A 15,644-nucleotide genomic window follows, 5' to 3' on the forward strand; every position below is an offset into this window, starting at 1 on the left:
GTGACGACGTCACCCGTCGGGGTTCCCGGTGGGGTGGAATGTGCCGCCGACCGGCCCGCGACCACTTCCGGCGCGCTATATCTGCACTTCAGCAGAGGTGTCAGGAGGCGTGATGCTCGGGATTCCGGTGCGCGGCATGGTCGTCGTCGGTGTGCTCGCGGCGGCCGGGTTGATGTACGTCGCCAACGAGGGCCGCAGGCTCGGGGTGGAGGAGGTCGTGGCCCGCGAGTGCAGGGTGACCGTGATCGCGGACGTCCTCAACGTGCGGTCCGGGCCCGCCGACACCCAGCCGATCGTGGCCACCATGCCGCGCGACGCGGTGGTGCGGGCCGAGGCGCGGGTCGAGAACGGGTTCCGGCTGCTCACCGACGGGCGTTGGGTGAAGGACGAGTTCGTGACACCGACGTCGGACAGCAGTTGCGCGTGATGTGATGGGTGCATGTTCTTCAAGTGGCGGGCGTTCCGCCGTGACGTGGTGACATGCGCGTGCGAGCCGGAGTGGCCGGGTCTGCGCGCGCGGGTGGACGGCGCCGACGTGGCCGGGGTGCCGTCGCCGGAGGGCAGCAGCCCGCTGGTGCTGATGCTGGGCCTGACCGCGTGCTGCACCGGGTGCGGCGCGGAGTACCCGTACGGCTGGGCGGTCGCCCCGCGCGGTTAGGCTGCCCCGGTGCTGACCGTCTCCACGATCAACGTCAACGGGCTGCGTGCCGCGGCGAGGAAGGGCTACCTCGACTGGCTGGCCGCGACGTCGGCGGACGTCGTGTGCCTGCAGGAGGTGCGGGCCGAGCCGGGGCAGTTGTCGGACGAGGTGCGTTCGCCCGAGGGTTGGCACGTGGCGCACGCGTACTCGGAGGTCAAGGGGCGCAACGGCGTTGCCGTGCTGACCCGGGCCGTGCCGGAGGCCGTGCGGATCGGGTTCGGGGTGGCCGAGTTCGAGCACTCGGGGCGGTACGTCGAGGTCGAGCTGGCCGACGTGGTCGTGGCGTCGCTGTACCTGCCCAGCGGTGACGTCGGCACGCCGAGGCAGGACGAGAAGGACCGGTTCATGGCCGCGTTCCTGCCGTACCTGGTGGAACTGCGCGACAAGGCCGCCGCCGACGGGCGTGAGGTGCTGGTGTGCGGCGACTGGAACATCGCGCACCGGGCCGAGGACCTCAAGGCGTGGAAGGCGAACCAGAAGTCGTCCGGGTTCCTGCCGGAGGAGCGGGCGTGGCTGGACCGGGTGTTCGGTGAGGCGCGGTACGTCGACGTGGTGCGTTCCCTGCACCCCGACGTGACGGGTCCGTACACCTGGTGGTCGTACCGGGGCAAGGCGTTCGACAACGACTCCGGCTGGCGGATCGACTACCAGGTCGCCACGGAGGGCCTGGCGGGCTCGGCGACCTCCGCCGTGGTCGAGCGCGCCGCCACGTACGCCGAACGCTGGTCCGACCACGCGCCCGTCACCGTGACCTTCGACTGGCCGAGGGCCTGAGGTCGGATGTCCGGGAAAGCGTGCCGGACACCGAGCACCAGCTGTACGCCGGCTGCCCCGCGCGCCCGACTCGGCGGATGAAAGTGTTGTCCGGCAACGGAACCGATCAACCCGACGATCGACTTCGCTCGTTCGGCCGCACTTCACGTCGAGTTCGTGACCCGCTCCCCGGTTCGTGAGAACTTTTCACCTAACCGAGACACGGGAGCGTTCGATGGGGATCAGCCGGCGGCGTTTCTTCCAGGCGGCAGGTGCGGCGGGCACGGTGCTGGTGTGGGGTGGGCCCGCTTGGGCGGCGACCACCGGAACCACCCTCGACGTCGCGGCCACGGCGGTCGGCACCGCGGGGTACCGGCGGCTCCAGGCCGGTCCGGGGTGGCCGCTGGTGGTGCGGTCGGACCTGGCGCCGCCCGGCGCCGGACGGGCCGACCGGCGCACGCCGCTGGCCTGCTTCGTCCAGTTCACCGACATGCACGCGGTCGACGCGCAGAGCCCGGCCCGCTTCGAGTACACCCACCCGCTGCTGGGCGCCGGCGCCTTCCGCGCCCACGAAACGCTGGCCCAGCACACGTCCACCGCCCTGGTGAACAAGGTCAACGCCATCCGCACCGGCCCGTTCACCAACCGCCCGATCGACTTCATGATGACCACGGGCGACAACACCGACAACCACGAGCTGGTGGAGCTGGACTGGTTCCTCACCACCCTCAACGGCGGCCGCATCACCGCCAACACCGGCGACCCGGCCCGGTACGAGGGCGTGCAGGACTCCGGCGCCAAGACCTACTGGAACCCCCACTCCACCCTCCTCGACGACTACAAGGCCAAGGGCTTCCCGCGGATCCCCGGCCTGCTCGACGCCGCGATCCGCCCGTTCGACAGCCCCGGCCTGCGCATCCCCTGGTACTGCACCTTCGGCAACCACGACGACAGCGTGGTCGGCACGCTCCCCGACGGCATCCCGCCCGTCGACGCCCTCTACACCTCGAACCGCAAGGTCATGGGCTTCTCGGACGCGCAGGTGCGCCGGCTCGTCACCGCCATGACCGACCCGACCCACGTGCTGGACGCGGCGGCCGTGCTCGCCGAGGGCGGGCTGGTCCGCACGGTCACCCCGGACGCCCGGCGCAGGCCGTTCACCACGGCCGAGTTCGTCCAGGCCCACCTCGACCCGCGCCACACCGGCCCCGGGCCGCACGGCCACGGCTTCACCCCCGGCAACGCCGACGGCGTCGACGTCTTCTACACCTTCCCCATCGCGCCCGGCGTCACCGGCATCAGCCTCGACACCACGACCACCGGTGGTTTCTCCGACGGCTCGATCGGCCTGCACCAGTACCTCTGGCTGGAACGGACCCTCAAGCGCAACAGCTCCCGCTACTACGACGTGCTCGGCCTGCGGCACCGCCAGGACGTCACCGACGAGCTGTTCATCCTCTTCAGCCACCACACCAGCTGGACCATGGGCAACCTCCTGCCCGACCGCCGCCGCCCGCTCGACCCGCGGCTGGACGGCAGCGCGCTCGTCAACCTCCTCGGCCGGTTCCCGAACGTCGTGGCCTGGGTCAACGGCCACACCCACGAGAACCGGATCGTCCCGCACGGCACGGGCGACCGGGCGTTCTGGGAGATCAACACCGCCGCGCACGTCGACCACCCGCAGCACGCCCGCGTCATCGAGCTCGCCGACAACGGCGACGGCACGCTGTCGCTGTTCACCACCCTGGTCGAGGGCGACGCGCCCTACCAGGCCGACTACGACGACTTCTCCCCGCGCGGCCTGGCCTCGCTGGCCCGGGAGTTCGCGTTCAACGACCCGCACGCCAACCCGAACGCGGTCGGCGCGGCCACCGACCGCAACACCGAGCTCCTGATCGCCGGGAGGACTCCGATCCGGTGAACTCCCGGCAGGACGCCGTGAGCGGGCCGTGCCGCCGATCACTCCGCGCGTGGCCGGGGATTTGCGGCACCTAAGGTCGATGCCGTGGCCGTCGACATCTCGATCACCCAACCGGAACCGACGCCGACCCCGTCGGCGATGCGACGCGCGTTGCGCCGTGCCGCCGACGGCGCGGTGCTCGACGTCACCGAGGCCGCCGTGCTGCTGCACGCCCGCGGTGACGACCTGGACGCGCTGCTGGCCGCCGCCGGCCGGGTGCGCGACGCCCACCTGTTGGCGGAGGGCCGGCCGGGTGTCGTCACCTACAGCCGCAACGCGTTCATCCCGCTGACCCGGCTGTGCCGCGACCGCTGCCACTACTGCACGTTCGCGACCGTGCCGCACAAGCTGCCCGCCGCGTTCCTGGAGCGCGACGAGGTGCTCGACATCGCCCGCCGGGCCGCCGCCCAGGGCTGCAAGGAAGCCCTCTTCACGCTGGGCGACCGGCCCGAACAGCGGTGGCCGCAGGCCAGGGAGTGGCTGGAGGCGCGCGGGTACTCGTCCACCCTCGACTACGTGCGGGCCGGCGCGATCGCCGTGCTGGAGGAGACCGGCCTGCTGCCGCACCTCAACCCCGGCGTGCTGAGCTGGGAGGAGTTGCAGCGGCTGCGGCCGGTCGCGGCCAGCATGGGGATGATGTTGGAGACCACGGCCGAGCGGCTGTGGTCGGAGCCGGGCGGGCCGCACTACGGCAGCCCGGACAAGGAGCCCGCGGTCCGGCTGCGGGTGCTCACCGACGCGGGCCGGGTGAACGTGCCGTTCACCACCGGCATCCTGATCGGCATCGGCGAGACGGTCACCGAGCGCGCCGAGTCGCTGCTGGCCATGCGCGGCGTCGCCCGCCAGTACGGGCACGTCCAGGAAGTGATCATCCAGAACTTCCGGGCCAAGCCGGACACCGCGATGCGCGGGATGCCCGACGCCGACCTGCACGAGCTGGCCGCCACGATCGCGGTGGCGCGGCTGGTCATGCCCTCGTCCACGAGCGTGCAGGCGCCGCCGAACCTGGTCGGCGGCGAGTTCGGGCTGATGCTGCGCGCGGGCATCGACGACTGGGGCGGCGTGTCGCCGGTGACGCCCGACCACGTCAACCCGGAACGGCCGTGGCCGCAGGTGGACGCGCTCGCCGGGCACACCCGGGAAGCGGGCTTCGACCTGTGTGAACGCCTCGCCGTCTACCCCCGGTACGTGACCGCGCCCGCCGGCCAGTGGATCGACACCCGGCTGACCGCGCACGTGTCCGCGTTGGCGCGCGAGGACGGGCTGGCCGAACCGGCCGCCCCGGTCGTCGGCCGCGAGTGGCAGGAGCCCGACGGCGGGCTGGACACCTACGGCCGGGCCGACCTGAACACCGCTGTCGACACCGAGGGCCGCACGGGGGACCGGCGTGGCGACTTCGACAGCGTCTACGGCGACTGGGCGTCGCTGAACGTCCCCCGGGCCACCGGTCGGCCGTCCGTCGAACGGCTGCCCGAGGACACCGCGCGCGCCCTCAAGCTGGCCGCCGAGAGCCCCGGGAAGCTGCTGGACGACACCGACGCCGCCATGGCGCTGCTCACCGCCGACGGCGCGGCGCTGGAGACCATGACCCGGCTGGCCGACGAGCTGCGCGCCGAGGTCGTCGGCGACGACGTCACCTACGTGGTCAACCGCAACATCAACTTCTCCAACGTCTGCTACGTCGGCTGCCGGTTCTGCGCGTTCGCCCAGCGCGAGCGCGACGCCGACGCGTTCCGGCTGTCCGTGGTCGAGGTGGCCGACCGCGCCCAGGAAGCTTGGGACGCGGGCGCCACCGAGGTCTGCATGCAGGGCGGCATCGACCCGAAGCTGCCGGTCACCTACTACGCCGACGTCGTGCGCGCGATCAAGGCGAGGGTGCCGGGCATGCACGTGCACGCGTTCAGCCCGATGGAGGTCGTCAGCGCGGCGGCCAAGGCGGGCGTGAGCGTGCGCGAGTGGCTGACCGAGCTGCGCGACGCGGGCCTGGACACCATCCCCGGCACCGCCGCCGAGATCCTGGACGACGACGTGCGGTGGGTGCTGACCAAGGGCAAGCTGCCCGCCGCGACCTGGCTCGACGTGGTCGCCACCGCGCACGAGGTGGGCCTGCGCTCCTCGTCCACGATGATGTACGGCCACGTCGACCACCCCGGGCACTGGCTCGGGCACTTCCGGGCGCTGGCGGCGCTCCAGGACCGCACCGGCGGCCTCACCGAGTTCGTCGGCCTGCCGTTCGTGCACCGCAACGCCCCGATCTACCTGGCGGGCGTGGCCCGGCCCGGACCCACGCGGCGCGACAACCGGGCCGTGCACGCGTTCGCCCGGCTCGCCCTGCACGGCCGCGTGGACAACATCCAGTGCTCGTGGGTCAAGCTTGGTGACGAGGGCACCGCCGAAGTGCTCCGCGGCGGCGCCAACGACCTGGGCGGGACGCTCATGGAGGAGACCATCAGCCGGATGGCGGGCTCCGAGCACGGCTCCGCGCGCACCGCCGGGCAGCTGCACGCCACGGCGGCGTTGGCCGGTCGCCCGGCCCGGCAGCGCACTACGACGTATGGCCGAGTCGACGTGGTCGGGTAGCCCCCTGCGGACGGGGGTGGGCGCGGCTGTGGTTAGTCTGCCGCCGGCCGCGTTTACCGGAACCGAACATGCCAGCCCCTCAGCTTCGGTAGGTTCTCGGCCGTCCGTCAACAAGGATCACTCCTCCGTGGAGTGGCACGGTGTTGGTCAGGAGGCTGGGCAGTGCGCGGTCGCTTTGCGGTCCTGGGTCTGGTCCTGGGCGCGGCGTCATCCCTGGTCGTCGAAGGTGTCGCGGTCGCGGCCGACGGCGCGGTGGCGGCTCCCGTCTCCCTCGAGGCACCGGTCGGCATCGCCGCGGTGGCGTTCGGCGTGATCGGCCTGGTGGCCGGCCTGGTCCGCCACCGCAGGGGCGCGGTGGTGCGCGCGGCGGTCGACGAGCCCGTCGCACCCCTGGCGACCGTCGGTGACGGCGCGGCCGAGGTGCGGCCCGCCACCACCGGGGTCTGATCGGCCTGGGAGAATCACTCCCGTGGTCGTCGAGAACCCCCGTGAGAACGCCCCTGGCGAGCCCGAGCAGGCGGAGCAGGCAGCCCCGGCTCCGGTGAGCCGTCCCCGCGTGCTGTCCGGCATCCAACCGACCGCGGGCTCGTTCCACCTCGGCAACTACCTCGGGGCGCTGCGCCAGTGGGTGGCGTTGCAGGAGACGCACGACGCGTTCTACTGCGTCGTCGACCTGCACGCGATCACCGTCGAGCAGGACCCCAAGGTGCTGCGGCAGAACACCCGCGTGTCGGCCGCGCAGCTGCTCGCGCTGGGCATCGACCCCGACCGCTCGTCGCTGTTCGTGCAGTCGCACGTGCCCGAGCACGCCCAGCTCGCCTGGGTCATGCAGTGCCTGACCGGGTTCGGTGAGGCCAGCCGGATGACCCAGTTCAAGGACAAGTCCGCGCGGCAGGCCGACGGCGGAGCCGGCAATCAGACGACCGGGGGGGTCGGCGTCGGCCTGTTCACCTACCCGATCCTGCAAGCGGCGGACATCCTGCTGTACCAGGCGCACCACGTGCCGGTCGGCGAGGACCAGCGGCAGCACCTGGAGCTGACCCGCGACCTGGCGCAGCGGTTCAACACCCGGTACGGCAAGACGTTCCGGCTGCCCGAGCCCTACATCGTCAAGGACACCGCCAAGATCTACGACCTCCAGGACCCGACGTCGAAGATGTCGAAGTCCGTGCCGGCGGGCGTGGTCGAGCTGCTGGACGACCCGAAGCGGTCGGCCAAGAAGATCCGTTCGGCGGTCACCGACACCGGGCGCGAGATCGTGTACGACCCGGAGCGCAAGGCGGGGGTGAGCAACCTGCTGGTGATCTACTCCGCGTTGACCGGGCGGTCGGTCGAGTCGCTGGTCGCCGACTACGACGGCAAGGGCTACGGCGACCTGAAGAAGGACCTCGGCGAGGTGTTCACCGAGTTCGTCACGCCGGTGCGCGCGCGGGTGGCCGAGTACCTGGACGACACCGCCGAGCTGGACAAGGTGCTGGCGCGCGGCGCGGAACGGGCGCGTTCGGTCGCGGCGAAGACGCTGGCCAGGGCCTACGACCGGATCGGCTTCCTGCCGACTGGCGAGTGATCACCCCACCGGTTAGCTTTTCCGGGTGGCGGACAACGCTGGGACCGAGTCGAAGCTCGACCGGATGCGCCGGCAACGGCCGTGGCTCGACCACCTGTTCCGCGCCGCCGCGCGCTACACCGAGAGCTACGGTGCGCACTACGCCGCCGCGGTGACGTACTTCAGCGTGCTGTCGCTCGTGCCGATGCTGATGATCGGCTTCGCGGTCGCCGGTTTCGTGCTGGCCTCCGAGCCGGCCCTGATCGAGGAGCTCCAGGCGAGCATCGCCGAGGCCGTGCCCGGCTCGCTCGGCGACACCATCAACAAGGTCGTGCAACAGGCCATCGACTCCAAGGGCACGGTCGGCGTGCTCGGCCTGCTCACGGCCGCCTACTCCGGCCTGGGCTGGATGAGCAACCTGCGTGACGCGTTGACCGCGCAGTGGGGCCACGCCAAGGAGGACCTGCCGTTCCTGAAGACGGCGTTGAAGGACCTGCTGGCGCTCGTCACGCTCGGCGCGGCGCTGGTGGTGTCGTTCGGCCTGACGGCGGCGGGCAGCGGGCTCGCCGAGCTGGTGCTGAGGTGGGTCGGCCTGGACGGCGTCGGGTGGGCCGAGGCGCTGCTGAAGGTCGGCACGATCGCGCTGGGCCTGGTGGCGAACTGGCTGGTGTTCCTGTGGGTGCTGGCCAAGCTGCCGCGCAAGCCGTTCAGCCTGCGCAGCGCCGCGAAGGGCGCGGCCGCGGCGGCGGTGGTGTTCGAGGTGCTGAAGCAGGGCGGGACGCTCTACCTGAGCACGGTCACGTCGTCGCCCGCGGGTGCGGCGTTCGGGCCGATCATCGGCGTGCTGTTCTTCGCGAACCTGGTGGCCCAGTCGCTGCTGTTCATCACGGCCTGGACGGCCACCGCGCGGGAGAACCTGCTGCGCGACCCGCCCGTGCCGCCGCCACCCGCGGTGATCCGGCCGGTGGTGGAGGTCAGGTCCGGCCCCAGCCCCCGCGCCGCCGCGGGGCTGGTCGGCGCGGGGCTGCTGCTGGGCGCGTTGTTCCGGCGGCGTTGAGGCCGTCGTCCCGGCGGTCGGTGCCTACGTGGCGGTCGGGGCCTACGTCCAGAAGACGGCGATGCCGACGTTCACCACGACCAGGCCGGCCAGGACGGGCGTGAGCCAGGCGGCGGGCTTCTTCTTCAGGTTGACCGCCACCAGTGCCGCGATCACGACCAGGACCAGGAGCTTCACCCCGATCTTGATGTCGTTGTAGTCCTGGTCGGTGAGCGGGGCCAGGCCCATCAGCGCCACGCCGGTCAGCAGCTGCAACGCGCTGCCGTGCAGCCAGCCCTTGTTCAGCGGGGCGTCGGCACCGGTCCGGCGCTGGACGAAGAACATCGCGATCAGCATGCCCATGCCGAGCAGGTGCAGGAACACCAGCAGTAGGCGCACGAACTCCACGGCGGAGCCTCCAGGTGTGGTGGGTTATTCGTTCTCGGTGCTTCCGACGGCGCGCGGGCCGCGTGCACCCGGCGTGCCGGTGACCGTGCCGAACGTGAGCGACGCGACATCGAGCGGCAGGTGCGCCGCCGCGGACGTGCCTCGGGAGAGCCTCACCGGAGCAGTATCGGACGTGGCGGGTGCAGGTCACTCATCCGGGGTGGCTAGCCTGGGCAGGTGCGTTCCTCCGCGTTCCGACGGCCCGTCGCCCTGGTCCTGGCTGCTTGCGCGCTGATGGCCGGCGCGTCGTTCGTGGCCGCACCGGTCGCCGCGGCCCAGCCGGCCTGCGAGAACAAGGTGTCCCCGCCCCCGGCGGTCGACACGTCCGAACAGGTCGCGCCCGGTGAGAAGCCTCCACCCCCGATCGAGGTACCGGAAAGCCCGATCGGGGGACAGCGCCTCGGTGAGTGCGGCCTCGTGCTGCCGCCGAACGCGCCGGTGCCGCCCGACGGCATCACCGCCAAGACGTGGCTGCTGGCCGACATGGACTCCGGCGCCGTGCTGGCGGCGGTCGACCCGCACGGTCGGCAGCGGCCCGCGTCGGTGATCAAGGTGCTGCTCGCCATGGTGGTGGCCAAGGAGCTGCCGCCCAACGCCACGGTGGCGGCGACGCCGGAGGACCTCGCGCAGGAGTGCACCTGCGTCGGGCTGCGCAACGGCGCCGAGTACACCGTCGAGCAGCTGCTCCACGCGCTGGTGATGGCGTCGGGCAACGACGTGGCGCACGCGCTGGCCCGTCGGCTGGGCGGCGTGCCGTCGGCGATCCGGAAGATGAACGCGCTGGCGGCCGAGCTCGGCGCGTTGGACACGCGGGCCGTGACGCCGTCCGGGCTGGACGCGCCGGGCACCTCGACGTCGGCGTACGACGTGGCGTTGATCTACCGCGAGGCGATGAAGTACCCGGACTTCGTCAAGGCCGTGCGGACGCAGCGCATCGACTTCCCGGCGGCCAACGGCAACGGGACCGTGCCGATCGTCAACGACAACCGGCTGCTGACCACGTACAAGGGTGCGTTGGGCGGGAAGTCCGGGTTCACCGACGACGCGCAGCACACCTACGTCGGTGCGGCGGAGCGCGGCGGCAAGCGGCTCGTCGTGGTGCTGCTGCGGGGTCAGCAGCAGCCGACCAGGCTGACCGACCAGGCGGCGCGGCTGCTGGACTACGGGTTCGCCCTGGAGCCGGCCGCGTCCGGCAACCCCGTCGGCCGGTTGGTCGAGGGCGCGCCGCAGGCGAAGAAGAAGACCACCGAGCCCCGGCCGACGCCCACCAGCGCCGGTGTCGGCGAGGTGGCCAACTCCACGCCCGACGGCACCCAGCCCTCCGCCATGCAGACGGCGTTCGGCAACGTGGGCGGCCCGATCACCGCCGTGGCTGGCCTGGGCCTGGTGCTCGCCTTCGTCATGTACCTGCGCAGCCGCCGCGCCAAGGCCGCCCGCGCCGCCCGTGCGGCCGCCCAACAACGCTCCTGAGCGTTCAACTCGGCTGTCCCGAACGTAGGACACGCGCGTTCCGAACGTAGGACACGCGCGAGAGTCCTACGCCCAGACCGCGAGAGTCCTACGTTCGCGTACCCCGAGTTCAACGCTCACGACGAGCGGCCGGTGTCTGAGCGTTGAACTCGGGTGCGCTGAACGTAGGACTCTCGGGACCTGAACGTAGGACTCTCGCGTGGGGTTAGACGCGCTTGAAGAGGAGGGCGCGCTTGACTTCCTGGATGGCCTTGGTGACCTGGATGCCGCGGGGGCAGGCGTCGGTGCAGTTGAACGTGGTGCGGCAGCGCCACACGCCGTCGACGTCGTTGAGGATGTCCAGGCGCTCCTCGGCGCCCTCGTCCCGGCTGTCGAAGATGAACCGGTGCGCGTTCACGATCGCCGCCGGGCCGAAGTAGGAGCCCTCGGTCCAGTACACCGGGCACGACGTGGTGCACGCCGCGCACAGGATGCACTTGGTGGTGTCGTCGAACCGCTCGCGGTCGGCGATGGACTGCACCCGCTCACGCGTCGGCTCGTTGCCGTACGTGATGAGGTACGGCTTGACCGCCTTGAACGCCTCGAAGAACGGCTCCATGTCGACCAGCAGGTCCTTGTGGACCGGCAGCCCCTTGATGGGCTCGATGGTGATCGTGGTCGGCTTCCCGCCGGACGCCAGCAGGTCCTTCAACAGCACCTTGCACGCCAGCCGGTTCACGCCGTTGATGCGCATGGCGTCCGAGCCGCAGATGCCGTGCGCGCACGACCGGCGGAACGTCAGGGTCCCGTCGAGGTACCACTTCACGTAGTGCAGCAGGTTCAGCACGCGGTCCGACGGCAGGGCCGGGATCTCGAACGAGTCCCAGCGCGGTTCGTCGTCGAACTCCGGGTTGAACCGGCGCACCTTCACGGTGACGGTGATCGCGCCGTCCGGCACGGGGGGCTGGTTCCCGCGCGAGCCGGTGGACACTTCAGCGGTAGCGGTCATCAGTACTTGCGCTCCATCGGCTGGTACCGGGTGAACGTCACGGGCTTGTAGTCGAGCCGGATGTCGGCCGCCAAGCCGTCGCCCTGCTTGTAGTACATGCTGTGGCGCATGAAGTTCGTGTCGTCGCGGTTCGGGTAGTCCTCGCGCGCGTGACCGCCGCGGGACTCCTTGCGCGCCAGCGCGCCCACGACGAGGACCTCGGCCAGCTCCAGCAGGAAGCCCAGCTCGACGGCCTCCAGGAGGTCGGTGTTGAACCGCTTCCCCTTGTCCTGCACGGTGATCCGCTGGTACCGCTCCTTCAACGCCTGCACGTCGTGCAGCGCCGTCTTGAGCGTGTCCTCGGTGCGGTACACCGACGCGTTGGCGTCCATCGTGGCCTGGAGCTCGGTGCGGATGTCCGCCACGCGCTCCTCGCCGTGCTCGGACAGCACCAGCGCCACCTGCGCCTCGACGGCGGCGGCCGGGTTCGACGGCAGCTCGACGTGGTCGTGCGCCAACGCGTACTCGGCGGCGGCGATGCCCGCACGGCGGCCGAACACGTTGATGTCCAGCAACGAGTTCGTGCCGAGCCGGTTCGCGCCGTGCACGGACACGCACGCGCACTCACCGGCGGCGTAGAGGCCGGGCACGACGTTGTCGTTGTCCCGCAACACCTCGCCGTGCACGTTGGTCGGGATGCCACCCATCGCGTAGTGCGCGGTCGGGTAGACCGGCACCGGCTCCTTCACCGGGTCGACCGCCAGGTACGTGCGGGCGAACTCGGTGATGTCGGGCAGCTTGCTCTCCAGCACCTCGGCGCCCAGGTGCGTGCAGTCCAGCAGCACGTAGTCCTTGTTCGGACCGGCGCCGCGGCCTTCCAGCACCTCCAACGCCATCGACCGGGCCACGATGTCGCGCGGCGCCAGGTCCTTGATGGTCGGTGCGTAGCGCTCCATGAACCGCTCGCCGGAGCCGTTGCGCAGGATCGCGCCCTCACCGCGCGCGCCCTCGGTGAGCAGGATGCCCAGGCCCGCGAGACCGGTCGGGTGGAACTGGTAGAACTCCATGTCCTCCAGCGGCAGGCCCTTGCGGAACACGATGCCCATGCCGTCGCCGGTCAGCGTGTGCGCGTTGGACGTGGTCTTGAAGACCTTGCCGAAGCCGCCGGTGGCGAACACCACGGACTTGGCCTGGAACACGTGGATCTCGCCGGTCGCCAGCTCGTAGGCCACCGCGCCGGTGCACACCGGGCCGTCCTCGGTCTCGGTCATGCAGATGTCGAGCACGTAGAACTCGTTGAAGAACTCGATGCCGTGCTTGACGCAGTTCTGGTACAGCGTCTGGAGGATCATGTGGCCGGTGCGGTCGGCCGCGTAGCACGCCCGGCGCACGGCCGCCTCGCCGTGGTTGCGGGTGTGGCCGCCGAACCGCCGCTGGTCGATCTTGCCCTCGGGCGTGCGGTTGAACGGCAGGCCCATCTTCTCCAGGTCGAGGACCGCGTCGATGGCCTCCTTCGCCATGATCTCGGCGGCGTCCTGGTCGACCAGGTAGTCACCGCCCTTGATCGTGTCGAAGGTGTGCCACTCCCAGTTGTCCTCCTCCACGTTCGCCAGCGCGGCGCACATGCCGCCCTGCGCGGCGCCCGTGTGGGAACGCGTGGGGTAGAGCTTGGTGAGCACGGCCGTGCGGGCGCGCTGGCCGGACTCGATCGCCGCGCGCATCCCGGCGCCACCCGCGCCGATGATGACGACGTCGTACTTGTGGAACTGCATGGCTCTGTGCACTCCCCGCAGCGGGTCAGTCGGTGATGTTCGGGTCGAAGGTGAAGATCACGTACGTGCCGAGGGCGATGATCAGCACCATCGAGACGTAGAGCAGCACCTTGAGCCAGAACCGGGTCGCGTCCTTGCGGGCGTAGTCGTTGATCACGGTGCGCAGGCCGTTGCCGCCGTGGATCTGGGCCAGCCACAGCATCGCCAGGTCCCAGAACTGCCAGAACGGCGAGGCCCACCGGCCCGCGACGAAGCCGAAGTTGATGCGGTGCACGCCGCCGTCGAGGATGTTCATGATGAACAGGTGCCCGAGCACCAGCACCACGAGCGCGACACCCGAGATGCGCATGAACAGCCAGCTGTACAGCTCGAAGTTGCTGCGGCGGGCGGCGGGGCGGCGCGGTGCGCGCGGCTTGGCCAGGGTCAGCTCGCTCATGTTCAGTGACCCCCGCCGAACAGGTCCGCAACCATGCGGACCGTCATGTAGTAGGTGCCGGGGACCATCACCAGCACCCAGACGCCGAGCACCGCCCACAGCATCTGCTTCTGGTAGCGCGCGCCCTTCTCCCAGAAGTCGACGAGCATCACCCGGATGCCGTTGAGCGCGTGGTAGAGGACCGCGCCGACGAGGCCGACCTCGAACAGGTTGACGACCGGGTTCTTGTAGGTCTCGATGACCTTGTCGTACGCGTCCGGCGACACCCGCACCAACGCGGTGTCCAGGACGTGCGCGAACAGGAAGAAGAACGTCAACACACCGGTGATGCGGTGGGCGACCCAGGACCACATCCCCAGGTCGCCGCGGTAGAGCGTTCCGCCCCCTTTAGAGGTGCCCGCCCGCTCGGGTGCGGTGGTGCCGGCCATGCGCAACGGCCTCCAGCGTCAGTGGTGGACTGGTCTCCGGTACGTGCGTACTCGGACCTTGACCCTCGGATGCTAGACCCGCGTGCGCCACCCGACCCAACAGCCCGACCCGTCTGTGAGCGACGAGACACCGGGTGGCCACTGGATCGGTTCGGCTCACACTGCCAGGCGCTCCGCTGTGCGGCGTCGGTCCCTCGGACGGGTGACAGACACCGTCCACTGCGGACTCGCCGGGCGGGGTGTCACCGGTAGTAGACGACGTGCAGGTGGCTCGTGCCCTCGTCAGACGGCGTGAAGGGGGTCGTGGTGGTGCCGTCGGCCAGCTGGAGGCCGCCTTCCGTCCGGCGCGCGTTGACCAGGTGGCCCACGGACTCGCGACCGCGGCGGTCGTGGCGCCGGATCCAGATCACGGCGGCCGTGCCGACCGGGCGGGTGGCGAAGTCGGCCAGCACGTCACTCCACCGGGTGTGGGTGGTGGTGTCCGTCACGTCGCCCAGGCGGGCGAGGGTGGGTGCGAACCAGGCGGCGGGGCCGGGTGCCGGGGGTGCGGGCAGGTCCGCCTCACCCGCGTCCCAGCGGGACAGCCACTGCCAGGGGTCGGCGTTGGGCAGCGCGAAGGGGGTGCGGCTCGGGTCCTTCGGCACGACCAGGGCCGCGTCGAGCATCTGGTCCCGGTGGTGCCCCGAGGACTGGAAGGCGCGGGTCGTGCAGGCGAACAGCCAGCCGTTGGCCAGTTCGTCCTCCGGGGACGGGTCCACCAGGACCACCTCGTCGCCGTAGGCCCCCGCCAGGTGCTGCTCGGCCGCGCGGACGGCGGCGGCGAAGTCCAGTTCGGACACGACCGGCCGCGGCCGGTGGAAGCGGGCCAGCAGGAGGCTGCCGACGGTCGCCGTCTCCAGGTCGGCGAGGGTGCCCCGGATGGCGTCCAGCACGGCGACCTCGCCGTTGTCGTTGTGCGCGTAGAGCAGGTGGCCGGTCACCTCCACGCCCGCCAGCTCCCGCCGCACCCAGATGACGCCCCTGGTGTCCGGTCCGCCCGCCCGCACCGCCTCGACCACCTCGGGCCACGTCGCGCAGGTCGCGACCTCCGCCTCCGGGAAGTGCCCGGTGCGGAGCCGGTCCCACCAGCCCGGCCGTTCGTCGGTGGGGCGCCACGGCAGCGCGGAGGCCGGGGCGCGGTCGACGGCCGCGTCCAGGGCGATGACGCAGTTGCGCGCGTTGACGCGCCTGGTCCAGTCGGCTTCGACCGGCGCGCGCCAGCCCGCCGCGTCCTCGTTCAGGCCCAGGTCGTCGAACGGGCGGTCGTTGGGCAGCGGGTACGGGGCCTCGCCGGTCGTCGGCACGGCGATCGCGGCGGCCAGCAGCGGGTCCCGGCTCTCGCGGAACCGGCAGCCGAAGACCGCGACCCGCGGCGTCTCCAGCAGCGGGTGCCTGCTGGACTTCACCGTGCCGGCGTAGACCCGGTCGAGCCACTGGTCGGCAGTGTCTCGTGCTTGCGTCACGCGCACCTCATCGGTTCCGAAGGACTGCGGCTGTGGTTCGGTCGTCC

General features: G+C 71.3%; 16 protein-coding genes. 9 read left to right on the forward strand and 7 right to left on the reverse strand.

Annotation, left to right across the window (positions count from 1 at the left end; all coding sequences use genetic code 11):
* Positions 1-112: 112 nt before the first annotated feature.
* The 8 genes from ACYVLT_RS17160 (at position 113) to ACYVLT_RS17195 (ending at position 8,596) form a co-directional block, all read left to right on the forward strand.
* Positions 113-427 (forward strand): SH3 domain-containing protein, encoded by a 315-nt coding sequence (locus ACYVLT_RS17160; RefSeq protein WP_461121199.1) that lies wholly within the window; start codon positions 113-115, stop codon positions 425-427.
* Positions 428-439: 12 nt separating this feature from the next.
* Positions 440-658 (forward strand): hypothetical protein, encoded by a 219-nt coding sequence (locus tag ACYVLT_RS17165; RefSeq protein WP_461121200.1) that lies wholly within the window; start codon positions 440-442, stop codon positions 656-658.
* A gap of 9 nt (positions 659-667) precedes the next feature.
* The gene (locus ACYVLT_RS17170) at positions 668-1,474 is read left to right on the forward strand and encodes an exodeoxyribonuclease III (protein WP_461121201.1); all 807 of its coding nucleotides are present in this window, start codon (positions 668-670) and stop codon (positions 1,472-1,474) included.
* A 214-nt stretch (positions 1,475-1,688) separates the two neighbouring features.
* A complete protein-coding gene (locus ACYVLT_RS17175; protein ID WP_461121202.1) occupies positions 1,689-3,374 on the forward strand; it encodes a TIGR03767 family metallophosphoesterase in 1,686 nt (561 codons plus the stop codon).
* A gap of 138 nt (positions 3,375-3,512) precedes the next feature.
* A complete protein-coding gene (locus ACYVLT_RS17180; protein WP_461122231.1) occupies positions 3,513-5,993 on the forward strand; it encodes a bifunctional FO biosynthesis protein CofGH in 2,481 nt (826 codons plus the stop codon).
* A gap of 162 nt (positions 5,994-6,155) precedes the next feature.
* On the forward strand, positions 6,156-6,440 hold the full coding sequence (locus ACYVLT_RS17185) for a hypothetical protein (RefSeq protein WP_461121203.1): 285 nt from the start codon (positions 6,156-6,158) through the stop codon (positions 6,438-6,440).
* Between the two features lie 109 nt (positions 6,441-6,549).
* On the forward strand, positions 6,550-7,560 hold the full coding sequence (trpS, locus tag ACYVLT_RS17190) for a tryptophan--tRNA ligase (protein WP_461122232.1): 1,011 nt from the start codon (positions 6,550-6,552) through the stop codon (positions 7,558-7,560).
* Between the two features lie 64 nt (positions 7,561-7,624).
* Positions 7,625-8,596 carry a YhjD/YihY/BrkB family envelope integrity protein gene (locus ACYVLT_RS17195; protein ID WP_461122233.1) on the forward strand — a complete coding sequence of 324 codons (972 nt, stop codon included), beginning with the start codon at positions 7,625-7,627 and terminating at the stop codon, positions 8,594-8,596.
* 42 nt (positions 8,597-8,638) lie between these two features.
* Here the strand turns inward: ACYVLT_RS17195 and ACYVLT_RS17200 are convergent, their stop codons facing one another.
* Both ACYVLT_RS17200 and ACYVLT_RS17205 read right to left on the reverse strand, forming a co-directional pair.
* Positions 8,639-8,983 (reverse strand): hypothetical protein, encoded by a 345-nt coding sequence (locus tag ACYVLT_RS17200; protein WP_461121204.1) that lies wholly within the window; start codon positions 8,981-8,983, stop codon positions 8,639-8,641.
* A 24-nt stretch (positions 8,984-9,007) separates the two neighbouring features.
* The gene (locus ACYVLT_RS17205) at positions 9,008-9,139 is read right to left on the reverse strand and encodes a hypothetical protein (protein ID WP_461121205.1); all 132 of its coding nucleotides are present in this window, start codon (positions 9,137-9,139) and stop codon (positions 9,008-9,010) included.
* A 60-nt stretch (positions 9,140-9,199) separates the two neighbouring features.
* Here ACYVLT_RS17205 and ACYVLT_RS17210 point away from each other — a divergent pair, with 60 nt between their 5' ends.
* Positions 9,200-10,492 carry a D-alanyl-D-alanine carboxypeptidase family protein gene (locus tag ACYVLT_RS17210; protein WP_461121206.1) on the forward strand — a complete coding sequence of 431 codons (1,293 nt, stop codon included), beginning with the start codon at positions 9,200-9,202 and terminating at the stop codon, positions 10,490-10,492.
* A 205-nt stretch (positions 10,493-10,697) separates the two neighbouring features.
* Here the strand turns inward: ACYVLT_RS17210 and ACYVLT_RS17215 are convergent, their stop codons facing one another.
* The 5 genes from ACYVLT_RS17215 to ACYVLT_RS17235 all read right to left on the reverse strand — a co-directional run bounded on the left by ACYVLT_RS17215 (position 10,698) and on the right by ACYVLT_RS17235 (position 15,597).
* The gene (locus tag ACYVLT_RS17215; RefSeq protein ID WP_360459057.1) at positions 10,698-11,480 is read right to left on the reverse strand and encodes a succinate dehydrogenase iron-sulfur subunit; all 783 of its coding nucleotides are present in this window, start codon (positions 11,478-11,480) and stop codon (positions 10,698-10,700) included.
* A complete protein-coding gene (sdhA, locus tag ACYVLT_RS17220; RefSeq protein ID WP_461121207.1) occupies positions 11,480-13,231 on the reverse strand; it encodes a succinate dehydrogenase flavoprotein subunit in 1,752 nt (583 codons plus the stop codon). The genes ACYVLT_RS17215 and sdhA overlap by 1 nt, the downstream gene beginning before the upstream one ends.
* A 25-nt stretch (positions 13,232-13,256) precedes the next feature.
* Positions 13,257-13,667 (reverse strand): succinate dehydrogenase hydrophobic membrane anchor subunit, encoded by a 411-nt coding sequence (locus tag ACYVLT_RS17225; RefSeq protein WP_141980443.1) that lies wholly within the window; start codon positions 13,665-13,667, stop codon positions 13,257-13,259.
* A gap of 2 nt (positions 13,668-13,669) precedes the next feature.
* Positions 13,670-14,095, reverse strand: a complete 426-nt coding sequence (sdhC, locus tag ACYVLT_RS17230) for a succinate dehydrogenase, cytochrome b556 subunit (protein WP_360459062.1) — start codon at positions 14,093-14,095, stop codon at positions 13,670-13,672.
* A gap of 242 nt (positions 14,096-14,337) precedes the next feature.
* Positions 14,338-15,597 carry a YrhB domain-containing protein gene (locus ACYVLT_RS17235; protein ID WP_461121208.1) on the reverse strand — a complete coding sequence of 420 codons (1,260 nt, stop codon included), beginning with the start codon at positions 15,595-15,597 and terminating at the stop codon, positions 14,338-14,340.
* Positions 15,598-15,644: the final 47 nt, after the last annotated feature.

The organism is Saccharothrix stipae (genome assembly GCF_054781895.1).